The organism is Streptomyces sp. NPDC014891 (genome assembly GCF_043081085.1).
Classification (GTDB): Bacteria; Actinomycetota; Actinomycetes; order Streptomycetales; family Streptomycetaceae; genus Streptomyces.
The window spans coordinates 1-14,570 of the sequence record NZ_JBIBWF010000016.1 but is presented as its reverse complement, the minus strand read 5'-3'; the positions used below and the strand labels follow the sequence as shown (position 1 = coordinate 14,570).

Genomic DNA, 14,570 nt, shown 5'->3' with positions numbered 1-14,570 from the left:
GGTCAGCCGACCAGCAGGTCCTTCTTCAGCTCCTTGAGCTCCCGCTCGTCGATGCCGAGGCCCTTCCGCAGGTAGCCGCGGAAGGAGCCGAACTCCTCCTCGACCTCGTCGAAGCTCGCGTTGAGGTACGCGGGGCGGACGTCGAGGAGCGGCTTGTAGACGGCGGCCTGGGCGGCCGGGAGGTGGGAGAGGACCGCCTCGTTGGCGGCGGCCCGGTAGGTGTTGCTGGCCAGGTAGTCGGCCATGACCGTCTCCTCGGGGACCCCGAGGGCGGTGAGCAGGGCGGCGTTCGACCAGCCGGTGCGGTCCTTGCCGGCGGTGCAGTGGAAGAGGACGCCGCGCCTGCGGTCGGTGCCGATGCCGTCGAAGACGGTGGTGTAGGCGGTGCGGGCGGTGCCGCCGCTCACCATGAAGCGGTTGCCCTCGACCATCATCGCCTCGGCCTCGGCGGGGCTCTTCGGCATCGAGGTGAACGTGCCGGTGCCGGCGAGGACGTCGGCGACGACGTGGGTGGCGCCGGCCGGGACGCGGTCCGGCGCGGTGGTCCGCTCGGACTCCATGCGCAGGTCGAAGACCGTCCGTACGCCGAGGCGCCGCAGCTTGGCGAGGTCGGCGTCGGTGAGCCTGTCCAGGGAGTCGGAGCGGTAGACCTCGCCCATCCTCACCCAGTGGCCGTCGGTGGTGCGGTAGCCGCCGGCGTCGCGGAAGTTGACCGTGCCCTGGAGGCGGATCAGCCGGTCGGCGAGGTGCAGCGGGGTCCCCCGGTCGGGTACCAGGTCGAACCAGCGCCGGTCGGTGGGGGCGAGTCCGGAGACGGTGACGGAGCCGGTGGCGCCGCCGCGGGCGACGGTACGTCCGCCGGTGCGGACGGTGACCCCGCGGGTGCCGGGGGCGTTCCAGGCGACGGTGTAGGTGCCGCCGGTGTTCTCGGTGACGGTCGCGGCGGTGAAGGGGACGCGCCGCTCGTCCCGGTGCCGGTCGTGGGGGTGCGCGGCGGCGGTCGGGGCGACGAGGCCGGTGAGCAGGGCGGCCGCGAGGACCGCGGTGGGGAGGGTCGTGACGCGAGTCAGGGCGTTCATGACGCGGATCGTTCAAGTCATGCTCAAACCTCAGGTGAACTACGGTCGAAAGTGGACTGAAAGGCTTCGGATCGCATAACGTTCCGGACCCCGAGCGGACGTACCCGGTCCATTACAGTGCTGCGCAGACCGGTCTACGGGGGGAGGGCACGTCGTGGCCACGACAGCCGCGGCCGTGTGGGGCCGCGCCGAACAGCAGGACTTCCGCGCCCGCGTACGGGGCTGTCTGCTCGGCGGAGCCCTCGGCGACGCCCTGGGCGCCGGGGTCGCCGGGCTCACCCTCGCCGAGATCCTGGAGCGGCACGGACCTGACGGACTCGGGGAGCCCGCGCCCGCCTTCGGGCGCCGCGGCGCCGTCACCGCCGCCACGCAGATGGCGCTCTTCACCGTCGACGGCCTGATCCGCGCTCAGGTCCGCCGGGACACCGGCGCCTGGCACCCGCCCACCGACGTCCACCGGGCCCATCTCCGCTGGGCCGCCACCCAGCGCGACTGGGGCCCCGACGAGCGCCGCAAGGACAACGGCTTCCTCGCCGGCGAGGAGTGGCTCTACGCCCGCCGCGACCCGTCCCGCGCCTGCCTCACCGGCCTCGGCGACGAGATCCTCGGCACCCTCGACAAGCCCAAGAACCCGGAGGCCGCCGACTCCGGCGCCGTGGTCCGCTCCGCGCCCTTCGGGCTGCTCGTCGGCTGGGAGCCGCAGCTCGTCTGCCAGCTGGCCGTGGAGTGCGCCGTGCAGACCCACGGTGCCCCGGCCGCCGGCCTCGCCGCCGGCGCCTTCGCGGTCGTCGTCCACGGCCTGGCGCGCGGCGGCTCCGTGGAGGCGGCCGTCGAGCGGGCCCTCGGGCAGCTGGCGGAGCGCTCCGGCCACGAGCCGGTCACCGAGGCGCTGGGCCGCGCCCTCGGAGCCGTACGCGAAGGGGCCCCCGATCCGGAGCGGGTGGCCGCCCTCGGGGCGGCCGCGGACCGGGCCGAGGGGCAGCTGGCGGCGGCCGTGTACTGCGCGCTGGTCGGCGAGGACGTCCGGCACGGGCTGCGGCTCGCGGTGAACCACGACGGGCCGTCGGCGGTGACCGGGGCGCTGACGGGCGCGCTGCTCGGCGCCCTGCACGGCGAGACGGCCCTCCCGCCGGCCTGGCTGGCCGAGCTGGAGGGCCGTGCGACGGTGCTGGAGATCGCGGACGACTTCGCGATGGAGATGACGCAGGGGGCCGCCCTGCACGGCCCGGTGGAGTCGTCGCCGGGCTGGCTGGCGCGCTACCCGAGGGGCTGACGGGAGCCGCCGTCCGGGGCGGGCGGCTCACCCCTGGGGCTGATCGGCCCGTGCGCCGCCCTGCGCGGGGAGGGCGGCGCCGCCCTCGTCCTCCGGGTCGCCGCCGAGCCGGGCGAGCAGGGCGTCCCGCTCCGGGGTGTCCTCGGGCCGGAGAAGGCCGACGAGCACGTACAGGACGAGGGACGTGGCGAGCGGCGCGACGATCTGGATCTGGAGCTCGATGCCGTCGAGGCCGTAGTTGGTGAGCCAGAAGACGAAGAGGCCGGCGGCCCAGGAGACGAGCGCCGCGGTGGGGCCGGACTTCCGGAAGGTGCGGAGCAGGCCGAGCATGAAGGGGATCGCGATCGGCCCCATGAGGCCGGCGACCCACTTGATGACGACGGTGATGATGTCCTTGAACGTGGGGGAGTTCACCTGCGTGGCGACGGCCATCGACAGCGCGAGGAAGGCGATCGTCGACCACCGCGCGGCGAGCAGCCCGGCCGTCTGGCTCCAGCCGCGGGCGGCCCTGCTGACGGCCGGGGCGATGTCGCGGGTGAAGACGGCCGCGATGGCGTTCGCGTCGGAGGAGCACATGGCCATCGTGTGCGAGAAGAAGCCGACGACGACGAGACCGAGCAGACCGTGCGGGAGCAGCTGCTCGGTCATCAGGGCGTACGCGTCGGAGGCGTCGGGCTTCTTCGGGTCGACGAGCAGCGGCGCGACCCACATGGGGAAGAAGAGGACCAGCGGCCAGACGAACCAGAGCAGCGCGGACAGCCGGCCGGAGCGGGTGGCCTCGCGGGCGCTGGGGGTGGCCATGTAGCGCTGGGCCTGGTTCCACATGCCGCCGCTGTACTCGAAGGTCTTGATGAAGAGGTAGGCGAGGAGGAACGTCAGCGTGTACGGGCCGGCGGTCGGCGCGGTGTGGCCCTGGAGCTCGGGCCGGTCCCACACGGTCCACAGCGCGCTGAAGCCGCCGAGCTCGCCCAGGACGGCGACGAGCATGGCGACGCCGGCGAGCAGCTGGATGACGAACTGGCCGAGTTCGGTGAGGGCGTCGGCCCACAGTCCGCCGACGGTGCAGTAGATGCCGGTGACGACACCGGTGATGAGGATGCCCTGGTTGAGGGAGATGCCGGTGAAGACGGAGAGCAGGGTGGCGATGGCGGCCCACTTGGCGCCGACGTCGACGATCTTCAGCAGCACCCCGGACCAGGCGAGGGCCTGCTGGGTGGGGAGGTTGTAGCGGTCCTTGAGGTACTCGAGCGGGGAGGCCACCTTCAGGCGGGAGCGCAGCCGGTTGAGCCGGGGCGCGAAGAGGTTCGCGCCGATCGCGATGCCGATGGCGATGGGGAAGGACCAGGTGACGTAGGACGTGACGCCGTAGGTGAAGGCGATGCCCGCGTAGCCGGTGAACATCACCGCGCTGTAGCCCGACATGTGGTGGGAGATGCCGGAGAGCCACCAGGGCATCCGCCCGCCGGCGGTGAAGAAGTCGGAGACGGTGTCCACCCGCCTGTGGGACCAGACGCCGATCGCGAGGCCCAGTCGAGACTGTTCATGGAGTCCCCTCCAGGGGTCCGGTCCGCCTTGTGAACGCCGTTCATGGTGTGGCGCGCCGCAAGGCAGAGACAATGCAATGGAGGGTCAAGGGACAGTAAAATCGTTCTGTTTACTGACCCTTGTTCATGTCCATGAATGATCTCCGAGGGCGATCGGAGGGGGACCGGAAGGTTCCTGCGGGTATCAGCGCATCAGCGCATCAGCTCACCCGCGTTGACGAGCAGGGACTGCCCGGTGATCGCGCGCGCCCGGTCCGAGGCCAGGAAGGCCGCCGCCTCCGCCACGTCCCCGTCGGTCGCCAGCTCGGGCAGCGCCATCCGCTCGGTGAGCCGGGCGAGCACCTCCTCCTCCGGGACCTGCTCCGTGTGCGCGGTGAACTGGACGAAGGCCTGCACCGGCGGGCCCCACATCCAGCCGGGCAGCACGGTGTTGACCCGGATCCGGTACGGCCCCAGCTCGTGCGCCAGCGAGTACATCGCCGAGGTCAGCGCCCCCTTCGAGGCCCCGTACGCGGCCTGCCGCACCTGCGAGGGCGCGGCCACCGCCGATTGCGTGCCGATCAGGACGACCGACCCCCCGCGCACCTTGAGCGCCGGCAGGCAGGCCCGGGTCATCCGCAGGGTCCCGAGCAGGTTGACGTCCAGGACCCCCTGCCAGGTGGCGAAGTCGGCGTCCTCCAGGCCGCCGAAGTAGGAGTCCCAGGCGGCGACGTGCACCACCGCGTCGATCCCGCCGAAGCGCTCGGTGGCGAGGGCGGCGAGGGCCTCGCACTGCCCCTCGTCGGTGATGTCCGTGACCCGGTAGGCCGTACGCCGGCCCTCCGGGTCCAGCTCGGCGGCGGACTTGGCGAGATTGGCCTCGGTCCGGGCGCCGAGGACCGCGTTCCCGCCGTCCCGCACGACCGCCTCGGCGACGCGGTGGCCGAGCCCCGCGCCGACGCCCGACACGACGACCGTCTTCCCCTGGAGCAGCATCCGGACCCCTCTCAAGCCTGGCCAAGTATCTGACGGTCCGTCAGAGTGGTGGTCAGGTTAGGTCCCCGTCACCGACTTGGGAAGAGGTGCGAGTGTGAGCGAGGAGACCCGCAGCGACACGTACGCGGAGCTGGCGTCCGTCGGCCCGTACGGGGTGCGCCCCGGCCACGCCCTGATCACCATGGTCGAGCCGCACCCGGGCCACGAGTACGCCTACAACCGCTGGTACGAGGACGACCACTACTACGCCGGCGCCATGGCGATGCCCTGGATGTACGCGGGCCGCCGCTGGGTCGCCACCCGCGAACTCCAGGAGCTCCGCGTCCCGGAGAAGTCCGCCGTCGCCCGGCCCGTCACCGCCGGCTGCTACCTCTCCACGTACTGGATCACCGAGGGCCGCTACGACGACCACATGAAGTGGACCGTCGGCATCAACAAGCGCCTCAACCGCGACGCCCGCGTCCACCAGGAACGCACCCACGTCTTCACGGCGTTCCAGGACCACGAGGCGACCGTCTACCGGGACGGGGCGGCCGGCCCGCGCGACTTCCACGCCCTCGACCACCCCTACGCGGGGCTGATCCTCCAGGTCGTCGACACGGAGGGCCCCGAGGAGCGCGCGACCCTCCTCGCACACCTCAGGAGCCGGGAACTCCCCCGCCGCCTCGCCGGCTCCCCGGCGGCGATGATCACCGTCTTCCGCCCGACCCCGCTGCCCGGCGACCGCATGACGTACGTGAAGCAGGTCGAGGGCGTCGACACCCGCCTCACCCTGCTGTGGTTCCTGGAACGGAACCCCGCGGAATGCTGGACGGACCACTTCGCGGACCTGGAGACGGTGGGCGGCGCAACGGCCCGGGTGGAACTGGTGGCCCCCTTCATCCCCACGGTGCCGGGAACCGACCTGTACGTGGACCGGCTGCGGTAGCGGGCGATCGGGGGAGGGGCACCGCGCGGAGAGAAAAAGGCCGAGCCCCCTCGGCCAGGACGGCGGACCGGTCGAGAGGGCTCTTGCACACTGCGGACGACGTCGAGCGGCGGGGCTCAGAGGGCCCCGTTGCTGACCTCGCCGACGAAGGCGTTCCACGATCCCGGTCCGAAAGAGAGGGAGGGGCCCTCGGGGGCCTTGGAGTCGCGCACCGCGATCGCGGTCACGAGGGGGGACTTCACTTCGACGCAGGCCCCGTTCCCTCCGGAGTACGAGGACTTCGTCCAGGTGTCGGTGCCACCCTGAATAATCGCCATGCTGCTCAGCTCCGGTTCTGCCAGTGGATGTGTCGCGCCAACGTTCTCGCCGGCGTGATCGACGCTACTCGTCGGTCCCGTCCACCGTGACCGGCGTTCACACGTCCGAGTGGCATATTCCAACGGGGCTTCCGTGGGAGCGAGTACGCCGTGTACCGTACCCGCCCCGCCGCATTTCGGACCCCCGGAGCAGCGCCTTCCGGGCCCGGGACACGGGTCTCGCGACCCGGCCCCGAACACCCCGGATCAGCCCCTGGCGTGCTTCTTCACCATCTCCGAGATGAAGTCGCGGGTCTGCTCGACGTTCAGCGCCTGCGCCCGCAGGTGCTCGTACATGACGCTGTACTTGCCGACGTCCTGCGCCTTCTCCAGGTACAGGTCGCTCGTCACGCCCTCGATGTAGACCACGCTGGAGTCGGACGTGTCCGGGAACTCCAGGATCGAGTACTGCCCGCTGATCCCCGGGTGCGCGCCCATCTCGAACGGGATCACCTGCACCGTGACGTGCGGCAGGTGCGACTGCTCGATGAGGTGTTCCAACTGCTCCACCATCAACTGCCGGCTGCCCACGATCCGGTGCAGCGCGCCCTCGTCGATGACCGCCCACAGACGCAGCGGACGCTCCTCGTCCCGGATGCGCTCCTGGCGGCGGGTGCGGACCGTGACCCGCTTCTCGATGTCCGCGGGCGTCGACTCGGGCAGCGCGCCCGTGATGACCGCTTCCGCGTACGCGTGGGTCTGGAGCAGCCCGGGGATGATCTGCGGCTCGTACATCCGCAGGCTCTCCGCGTCCGTCTCCAGACCGATGTAGACGCTGTACGGGATGTCGCCGAAGGCGTGCCACCAGCCCTGCTGGCGCGAGTCCTTGGCCATCTGCATGAGCGAGTCGACCATGCGCTCGTCCTCGACCTCGTACACACCGCAGAGGTCGCGCACATCGCGCTGGCTGATGGAGCGACGGCCGTTCTCCAGCCGGCTGATCTTGGACTGGGAGACGAGGAGACGTTCGGCGACCTGCTCCGCCGTCATGTTCTTCGCTTCCCGGAGCTTGCGCAGCTCCTGGCCCAATCGGCGTCGCCTGACGGTGGGGTTGACGTTGGACGCCACGGAAACTGCACCTCCGGCTGTCTGCTGCGTAGCTGTGGGTATCTACCGCTTGGCAGACTGCCACCAAAAGCCGGGTGTGCGCTGGGAAACGACCACACCGCCCGCGACCACGCCGTTTGCGCGGCGGACCACCGGACCCCCGGGGGAAGCGCGGCAAGCGCGCGTGTGCGGGGCGGCCGTCCAGACCGCCCCGCACACCTGTGCGGCTCCCGGGTTGGTTCTGTGCTGTGCCCGGGGTGCTAGTGCGCCGCCGCGCGGGCCATGCTGCCGCGAGGCTGCGCCGGGACACCCGCGGCGCTCCGGCGCGGCTGTGCCGCCGCGCCGTTCTGGACGTCCATCACGGCGTGCGCCACGAGTCCGCCCATGGGGTCGTGCCGGATCAGATCGCGCAGCCGGGACCGCGACGACCGTCCTTCGTTGCCGGGGTAGAGGTGCTTGCCGAGACCGACCGCGTGGGCCAGCGCGGCGAGCGCCGCGGTCCGCGGGTCCGGCGGTACGCCGGTGCGGATCGCACTGTCCAGCCGGGAGCGGATCTCCCGACTGATCGCCGTGTCCGTCGCCTGGTAGCGAGTCGTCGGCAACACCCCGCACATCTGGCCCTCCACGGCATGCACCATGCCGCATCGCTCCAGATGCGAGAGATACGTCTGGCGGAGCCCCAGTCGGGGTCCGCCGATCCAGTGGACGGCCCGAACCGGACTGCCACGCCTGCGCAGCAGCTCCAGTGCGGAGTCCAAGGTCGGATCTCCGGTCGGCCGTGGCATCACCACGGCGATACGATCCCCGTCAGGGGCTATCCGGCCTGCCATCGCCAGCTCCACTAGCTGTGCTCCGGCCAGGCCGAGGTCGAGCGACTGCGGCTGCGCTGTGGTACCCGTGGTCGGGTCCAGAGCGAGCAGCAGAAGCTCCTCCGGAATGGTTCTGCGGCTCCTGCCCATCCATGCCTCCCCGCGTGGATGAATGACAGGGTGACCCCTCTCACATTCATCTGTCGAGAGTGCCTGGGTGGTTCATCCGGGAACCAGTAGGTATGTCGTTCTCGTCTAGCACGGGGGCCAAGGGGTTCACACAGGACACTGGTACACGGACCGGTACACGGTCCGTACGTACGCACGACGCATGGAGGAGGCACGGTGGCGGGCGAGTCCCCCGACAAGGCGGAGCAGCAGGGGTCGTCTCAGGAGACGGCGGCCTCGGGCGGCGGCGGCAGGGATCCTCGGCTTTCCGTTCTCCATGATTCGGACGCCTCGTCGGCGGCTTCGGTTGCGCCGTCGCGGGCGTCGGCGGTTCAGGTGGACCAGCCGACGGCCGTCTTCAAGACCCTGACGCCGCGGACCCCCGAGGACGACGCGCCGGCGCAGGAGCGCCCGGAGCGCGAAGAGGAGTCCCGGGAGCCGGAGACGACCGACGCCGGGAAGGCCGCGGAGGCCGCTGAGACCTCCGAGGCCGAGTCCGGCGCGGAGAAGGCCCCGGAGCCCGAGAGCGACCGCCTGAAGGCCGCCGTGGCGGCGTGGGTGGCGACGGCGGATGAGCCGGAGAAGGCGGAGCCGGCGGAACGGGCCGGTGACGGGGCCGAGGCGTCCGCGGCGCCTGCCGGGGCGCCCGCGAAGGCGTCCGACGGGGCCGACGGGGTCGTGGCGGACGCGGCCGTCGCCGCCGACGAGGCGAGAGCCGCGGACGCGGGCGACGCGGACGCGGGCCGGGCGGACGCGAACGACGGGGACGCGAACGACGGGGAGGCGAACGACGGGGAGGCGGACGGTTCTGACGCCGACTCCGATGCCCGCGCCGAATCCGGCTCCGACTCCGGCTCCGGTACCGGTACCGATGCGGATGCCGACTCCGGCTCCGGCTCCGAGTCCGGGCCCGAGGCGGCGGACGACGAGCCGGTCGCGGAGAAGGCAGCCGCGGCGGAGAAGCCCGCCGCGGAGTCCTGGTTCGCGGCCCGGAAGCCGGCCGCGGACGCGAAGCCGGTTGACACGAAGCCGGCGGACGCGGCGACCCCCGCCGTCGCCGACGCGGACGACGCCGACCGCGAGGACAGCACCGGCGGCACCGGCGGCGACGACCGCACCGAGCGCACCGACGGCGGCGGCAAGGACGCCGCCGACGACGTCGAGGACAAGCCGGTCGACCAGCCGACGACGATGTTCAAGGCCGTCCGGCCGCCCGTCGACCAGCCCACGACCGCGCTGAAGCTCCCGTCCTCGCTGACCGGCAAGGGCGGCTCCGGCCGCTCCGCCGCCGACGCGGACAGCGAGCGCACCAGCACCTTCCTGCCCCTGCGCGCGGACATCCCGGCCGACCAGAAGGCCGAGCAGGCCGCCCGCGCGGCCGCTGCGCCTCCCAGGGCTCCCGAGGCCCCGAAGCCGGCCGCCGCGCCCGTACCGCCGAAGGCGCCCACCGCGGCCGCGCCTTCGCCCGCGCCGGCGTCCGCGCTGACCGAGCCCGAGCGGACGCGGCAGCAGCCGCTTCCGCCGCTGCCCCCGCTCGACCTGCTGGCCGAGCTGACGAACACCCCGCCCCCGCCGCCGACCCCGCTGCGGACGACCGTCCGCCGGGTGCGGATCTGGACGCCGCTGATCCTGCTGCTGCTGATCGTCTTTGCGATCGTGCAGATGGTCCGCCCGCTGCCCGCGCCCGAGCTGACCCTTTCGGCCGCCCCGACCTTCAGCTTCCAGGGCGGCGACCTGAAGCTGCCGTTCCCGGCCGAGGGACAGGGCGCCGTCGAGGTCGAGGGCGTCGGGTCCATGGGCACGTACGGAGCCCAGAAGCCGGCCCCGATCGCCAGCGTCACGAAGACGATGACGGCGTACGTGATCCTCCGCGACCACCCGCTCAAGGGGAGCCAGAAGGGCCCCGAGATCGAGATCGACCAGAAGGCGGCCGATCAGGGCAAGGCCGAGCACGAGTCGACGGCGGCGGTCCAGAAGGGCCAGACGTACTCGGAGAAGGAGCTCCTGGAGCTCCTCATGATCCCCTCCGCGAACAACGTGGCCCGGCTGCTCGCGCGCTGGGACGCCGGTTCGGAGGCCGCGTTCGTCGAGAAGATGAACGCCGCCGCGAAGGACCTGGGCATGACCCAGTCCACGTACACGGACCCGTCCGGTCTGCTCGACAGCACGGTGTCGACCCCGCAGGACCAGCTGAAGCTGGCGAAGGCGGTCATGCAGTACGACGTGTTCCGCGAGATCGTGAACATGCCGAACGTGACGGTGGACGGCATCCCCGGCCGGATCGAGAACAACAACAACATCCTGCTCGAACCGGGTGTGAGCGGCATCAAGACCGGCTCGTCGACCCCGGCGGGCGGCAACCTCCTGTGGTCGGCGAACACGATCGTCGACGGCCAGAACCGGCGCATCCTCGGCATCGTGATGGGCGCGAAGGACGCGGACCAGCTCGGCCAGAAGCTCCAGCTCGCCATCGACAACAGCCTCAAGATCATCCAGCAGGCCCAGAAGGACGTCACCTCCGCGGTCGTCATCCGCAAGGGCCAGGTCATCGGCTATGTCGACGACGGCCTCGGCGGACGGACGCCGGTGGTGGCGACGAAGGAGCTCAAGGCGATCGGCTGGCCGGGCCTCCAGGTGAAGCTGGCGCTGACGGACGGCGGCAAGGCCGTCCCGCACGCCGGCAAGGCGGGCGACGTCGTCGGCCAGGTGTCGATCGGCACCGGCGCCGGCAAGGTCAGCTCGCCCGTCGCGCTCCAGGCGGACCTGGCGGAGCCGGGCTTCGACAAGAAGCTGACCCGCGTGGGCTGACCGAGCGGACCGGCTGTCGGTGGGGGCCCGGCCTCACGGCTCGGGCGCCGCGGTCCGGCCGCCGCGCCCCCGGGACCGGCCCCGCGGCTCGGGCCCGCGGTCCGGCCCCGCCCCGTCAGGGGCCGGTTCACCGCCCCCGTCGGGACCGGCCCCGCCACCCGCTCGGCTGGGCTTCCCGGGTTCTCCCGGGGGCCCAGCTGTTAGCGTTTTCCCGGGGACGAGTACGACGCGTGACTCACGCGAGAGCAGCGAGACGGGCAGCACGGGAAAGGGCCGCAGTTGACCACCGCCGAGCCGACACGCGCCGATCGCGCGGACTCAGCCCCCGCCCCAGCCCCCGATCAAGCCCCCGCCCCGGCCCCAGACCCCCTCCTCGACTCCCCCCACGACGACGGCCGCACCGAGGGCCGTACCGACGGCCGAACCGGAGGCCGCAGCGATGCCCGGACCGACCCCGCGAAAGCCGCTGCCGACGCCGATGACGCGTCCCTTGATTCGCTCCCGCGAATAGTGCTCCCGGCGCAGCGGCCCGCCCCGGCCCCCACCGCGCCGGCCCGGGCCCCGCGGCGGAAGCGCCGCTACACGGTCCTGGCGGCCACCGGCCTCGCGGCCGTCACCCACATCCTGTGGTTCTTCTTCTTCGCCAACAGCGGCGGCGACCTGGCCGCGCAGGACGCGTGGGCCGAGTTCGTCGGCCGGCACCCGGATTCGGCGTACAACCTCGCCTGGTACGGCGGGATGCACCCCGTCTCGTACAGCGTGGTGTCCCCGTACCTGATGTCGATGCTGGGCGTGCGCAGCACGATGATGGTCGCCGGGACGCTGTCGGCGGGGCTGACCGCGCTGATCCTGGTGCGGGTGCGGGCGGTCCGCAATCCGCTCGCCTGCTCGGTCGCGGGCGTCTTCGCCTTCCTCTGCAACGCCCTGTCGGGGCGGGTGACCTTCGGCCTCGGGATGATGTTCGCGCTCGGCGCGGTCGCGGCGGTGTTCTGCTGGCCGCACCGCTGGCGCCGCAAGCGCTGGGCGAAGGCCGCGGTCGCGGCGCCGCTCGCCGGCCTGGCGACGGCGTGCAGCCCGGTGGCGGGCCTGTTCCTGGGGGTCGCGGCGGCGGCGCTGTTCCTGAACCGCCGGCGCCCGGGTGCGTACGCCCTCGGCCTGGCGCCCGTGGCGGTCGTCGCCCTGTCCTCCTGGCTGTTCCCCTTCTCCGGGACGCAGCCGATGGCGTTCGGCTCGACGGCGCTGCCGCTGCTGTTCGGCGCGCTGGTCTTCGTCCTCGTGCCGAGGGACTGGCGGACGGTGCGGGTCGCCGCCGCCGTCTACACCGTCGGCACACTGCTGACCTGGCTGATCGACTCGCAGATCGGCTCGAACATCTCGCGGCTGCCGATGCTCTTCGCGGGCGTCGTGCTGCTGGCGGCCCTGCCGTACACGGCGCCGCGCTCCCGCCGCTGGTACGCGCTGGTGCTGGCCTTCGCCGGCCTGAACTTCTGGATCGGCTTCAAGGGCGTCGACGACGTGATCCGCACCGCCCCGGACGCCTCCTGGGCGCGGGAGCTGGCGCCGCTGATCAACCAGCTCCAGGTGCGCGACGCGCGCAAGGCGCGGGTGGAGGTCGTACCGGCGTCGAGCCACCGGGAGTCCTCGGCGCTGAGCCCGTACATCAACCTGGCGCGGGGCTGGAACCGCCAGGCGGACATGGAGCGCAACCCGCTCTTCTACGACGACACGCTGAACGCCGTGAACTACGAGGAGTGGCTGCACCGCTGGGCCGTCCACTACGTGGTGCTGCCGACGGGCGCGCCGGACTCGGGCGCGGAGCAGGAGGCGGAGCTGGTCGGGGACGGCCTGCCGTACCTGGAGCAGGTCTGGTCGGACGAGAACTGGCGCCTGTACGAGGTCGCGAACCCGACGCCCCTCGCGAACCCGCCGGCGGTGGTGCAGAGCGCGGAGGAGAACGAGGTCGTGATCCGCGTCGAGACCCCGGGCCGGGTCCTCATCCGCGTCCCGTACTCCCCGTGGCTGGCGCTGGTGGACGACCAGGGCGGCAAGATCGAGCCGCCGCAGGAGACGGAGGCGTCGAAGCTGGCCCGCGAGGACGCGGAGACCGAGATCCCCAAGGTCTTCGCGAACGAGGAGGGCTGCCTCTTCAAGACGGAGGCGGACGCGGAGGGCGACGAGTGGACGCAGCTGGTCGCCCCGAAGGCAGGCGTCTACCGCCTGGCGGCCCCGTACAAGCTCTCCCGGGGCACGCCGTGCCCGGAGGAACTCCGCTGAGCGGATGAGGCCGGGGCCGAGCGTGGTCCGGGACGGGTACGGCGAGGCGTCCGGTCCGAGGAGCGTCAGGGGCGGGTGCGACCGTCACGGACGCCGGTAGCCCGCCAGCATTCTCCGCATGGCGAGGGCGTGCCCGCCGCTGCCGATGACGAGCGCCCGGTAGACCCGCCCGGCCGCCCCGGGAAAGACGGCGCGGGTCTCGGCACGGAGCCGGCAGCGCCCGTCGGGCCGCTCCTCGACCTGGAGGACGAGGCTGTACGAGGAGAACCGGTGCCGTCCCTCCAGCGCGAGCTCCCGCCCCGGCACGAGCCGGGCGACCCGGAACCCGGGGAACTCGGACCCGGCGCCGAGCGGCCGGACGCCGCCGCTCCGACGGGGAACGGCCCGCACGAGCCGCGCGTACAGGGCGCCGCCGGGTGTGGAGAGGGACCGCTCGACGCGGACGAGCAACCGCCGCCAGGCCTCCTCGCGGCCAGCGTCCACGACGACGACGTGCTCATCGACGAACGGCAGCAGACTCACGGCACTTGCCTCCGGTGGACCACGGGACATCGGCGCAAGGAGCGTACGCCGGACGGGACGCGGGGCGGGGCGGATCTGGTACGGGCGCGGACGGTGGGAACTCCCGGTGGACCACCGCCCGATCGCCCGTCGGTGCAGCACCGGGATCGCAGCCGGGCAGAACGCTACCGGGGACCACAGCCTTCCGGCGACGGCCTTAGAGGGCGGGCTACCCTCCGGGCATGACGAGGCGCGGGAAACACTGGAGGGGCGGCCTGGGCACGCCGGACATGATGGTCCTGTTCCGGACCGCCAACGAGTGGCGCTACGCCCTGTACTTCTCGGACCCAGGCGGCGTCGCGGACGGCCGGCTACCCCACCCGGGCCCCGGCGGCACTCCCGACGAGGCGCAGACGGCGGCCCGAGCGAAGGCGCAGGAGATCGCCGGCCGCCCCCTGACGATCTCCTGGCGACCGGACACCGCCCCGGCCTGGTGGACGGGCACGGTCACGACCACCCCGCCGGAACGCCCAGGCCCCGCGTCAACGGCCTGAAGAGCCCGAGGAATGGCCGAAGGCCACACCTGAAACGTCCAGGTGCGGCCTCTGCGCTTGTGCCCCCGGCAGGTTTCGAACCTGCGACACTCGCGTTAGGAGTTCGATCGGTGCTCGGCACCGCCGGGAAGCCACCCGGCCCCGCCACCCGTGCAGAGCCACCTAGGGCCTGTCTCCTTGAAGGGCTATGGGCGCCATTCCTGCTGGTAGGCGGGGTGCTCGGCGTATGACTGGCCAAGGACTCGCAGCGCGTA

12 protein-coding genes and 1 pseudogene are annotated in these 14,570 nt (G+C 72.4%); 5 read left to right on the top strand and 8 right to left on the bottom strand.

Annotation, left to right across the window (positions count from 1 at the left end; all coding sequences use genetic code 11):
- Window positions 1-2 precede the first annotated feature (2 nt).
- The gene (locus tag ACF09E_RS33615) at window positions 3-1,079 is read right to left on the bottom strand and encodes a tyrosine-protein phosphatase (protein ID WP_392209806.1); all 1,077 of its coding nucleotides are present in this window, start codon (window positions 1,077-1,079) and stop codon (window positions 3-5) included.
- Window positions 1,080-1,233: 154 nt separating this feature from the next.
- Between ACF09E_RS33615 and ACF09E_RS33610 the strand changes: the two genes are divergently transcribed.
- On the top strand, window positions 1,234-2,352 hold the full coding sequence (locus ACF09E_RS33610; RefSeq protein WP_392209804.1) for an ADP-ribosylglycohydrolase family protein: 1,119 nt from the start codon (window positions 1,234-1,236) through the stop codon (window positions 2,350-2,352).
- Window positions 2,353-2,379: 27 nt separating this feature from the next.
- On the opposite strand, the pseudogene ACF09E_RS33605 reads toward ACF09E_RS33610, so the two are convergent.
- Both ACF09E_RS33605 and ACF09E_RS33600 read right to left on the bottom strand, forming a co-directional pair.
- Window positions 2,380-3,896: pseudogene (locus tag ACF09E_RS33605) on the bottom strand (sodium:solute symporter family protein).
- A 192-nt stretch (window positions 3,897-4,088) separates the two neighbouring features.
- Window positions 4,089-4,871 carry an SDR family oxidoreductase gene (locus ACF09E_RS33600; protein WP_392209802.1) on the bottom strand — a complete coding sequence of 261 codons (783 nt, stop codon included), beginning with the start codon at window positions 4,869-4,871 and terminating at the stop codon, window positions 4,089-4,091.
- 94 nt (window positions 4,872-4,965) lie between these two features.
- Between ACF09E_RS33600 and ACF09E_RS33595 the strand changes: the two genes are divergently transcribed.
- Window positions 4,966-5,799, top strand: coding sequence for a hypothetical protein (locus ACF09E_RS33595; protein WP_392209800.1), 834 nt, complete (start codon window positions 4,966-4,968; stop codon window positions 5,797-5,799).
- A gap of 116 nt (window positions 5,800-5,915) precedes the next feature.
- Here the strand turns inward: ACF09E_RS33595 and ACF09E_RS33590 are convergent, their stop codons facing one another.
- The 3 genes from ACF09E_RS33590 to ACF09E_RS33580 form a co-directional block, all read right to left on the bottom strand.
- Entirely contained in the window at window positions 5,916-6,116 is a 201-nt protein-coding gene (locus ACF09E_RS33590) for a DUF397 domain-containing protein (RefSeq protein WP_015034281.1), read from the bottom strand.
- Between the two features lie 246 nt (window positions 6,117-6,362).
- Window positions 6,363-7,223 (bottom strand): helix-turn-helix transcriptional regulator, encoded by an 861-nt coding sequence (locus ACF09E_RS33585; RefSeq protein ID WP_073916242.1) that lies wholly within the window; start codon window positions 7,221-7,223, stop codon window positions 6,363-6,365.
- A gap of 239 nt (window positions 7,224-7,462) precedes the next feature.
- Complete coding sequence (locus ACF09E_RS33580; protein ID WP_148003783.1) at window positions 7,463-8,161, bottom strand: GPP34 family phosphoprotein; 699 nt, start codon at window positions 8,159-8,161, stop codon at window positions 7,463-7,465.
- Between the two features lie 354 nt (window positions 8,162-8,515).
- On the opposite strand from ACF09E_RS33580, the gene ACF09E_RS33575 reads away from it, so the two are divergent.
- The gene (locus tag ACF09E_RS33575) at window positions 8,516-10,987 is read left to right on the top strand and encodes a D-alanyl-D-alanine carboxypeptidase family protein (RefSeq protein ID WP_392209797.1); all 2,472 of its coding nucleotides are present in this window, start codon (window positions 8,516-8,518) and stop codon (window positions 10,985-10,987) included.
- Window positions 10,988-11,497: 510 nt separating this feature from the next.
- Window positions 11,498-13,261 carry an MFS transporter gene (locus ACF09E_RS33570; RefSeq protein WP_392209795.1) on the top strand — a complete coding sequence of 588 codons (1,764 nt, stop codon included), beginning with the start codon at window positions 11,498-11,500 and terminating at the stop codon, window positions 13,259-13,261.
- An 84-nt stretch (window positions 13,262-13,345) separates the two neighbouring features.
- Here the strand turns inward: ACF09E_RS33570 and ACF09E_RS33565 are convergent, their stop codons facing one another.
- On the bottom strand, window positions 13,346-13,783 hold the full coding sequence (locus ACF09E_RS33565) for a hypothetical protein (RefSeq protein WP_392209793.1): 438 nt from the start codon (window positions 13,781-13,783) through the stop codon (window positions 13,346-13,348).
- 221 nt (window positions 13,784-14,004) lie between these two features.
- Here ACF09E_RS33565 and ACF09E_RS33560 point away from each other — a divergent pair, with 221 nt between their 5' ends.
- Window positions 14,005-14,316, top strand: a complete 312-nt coding sequence (locus ACF09E_RS33560) for a hypothetical protein (protein WP_392209791.1) — start codon at window positions 14,005-14,007, stop codon at window positions 14,314-14,316.
- A 185-nt stretch (window positions 14,317-14,501) separates the two neighbouring features.
- On the opposite strand, the gene ACF09E_RS33555 is transcribed toward ACF09E_RS33560, so the two are convergent.
- Complete coding sequence (locus ACF09E_RS33555; protein ID WP_392206104.1) at window positions 14,502-14,564, bottom strand: hypothetical protein; 63 nt, start codon at window positions 14,562-14,564, stop codon at window positions 14,502-14,504.
- Window positions 14,565-14,570: the final 6 nt, after the last annotated feature.

What these genes read in the sequence shown, in the direction of transcription:
- ACF09E_RS33560 (WP_392209791.1), top strand. Translation starts at nt 14,005, where the DNA reads ATGACGAGGCGCGGGAAACACTGGAGGGGCGGCCTGGGCACGCCGGAC.
- ACF09E_RS33590 (WP_015034281.1), bottom strand. Translation starts at nt 6,116, where the DNA reads ATGGCGATTATTCAGGGTGGCACCGACACCTGGACGAAGTCCTCGTAC.
- ACF09E_RS33615 (WP_392209806.1), bottom strand. Translation starts at nt 1,079, where the DNA reads ATGAACGCCCTGACTCGCGTCACGACCCTCCCCACCGCGGTCCTCGCG.
- ACF09E_RS33600 (WP_392209802.1), bottom strand. Translation starts at nt 4,871, where the DNA reads ATGCTGCTCCAGGGGAAGACGGTCGTCGTGTCGGGCGTCGGCGCGGGG.
- ACF09E_RS33580 (WP_148003783.1), bottom strand. Translation starts at nt 8,161, where the DNA reads ATGGGCAGGAGCCGCAGAACCATTCCGGAGGAGCTTCTGCTGCTCGCT.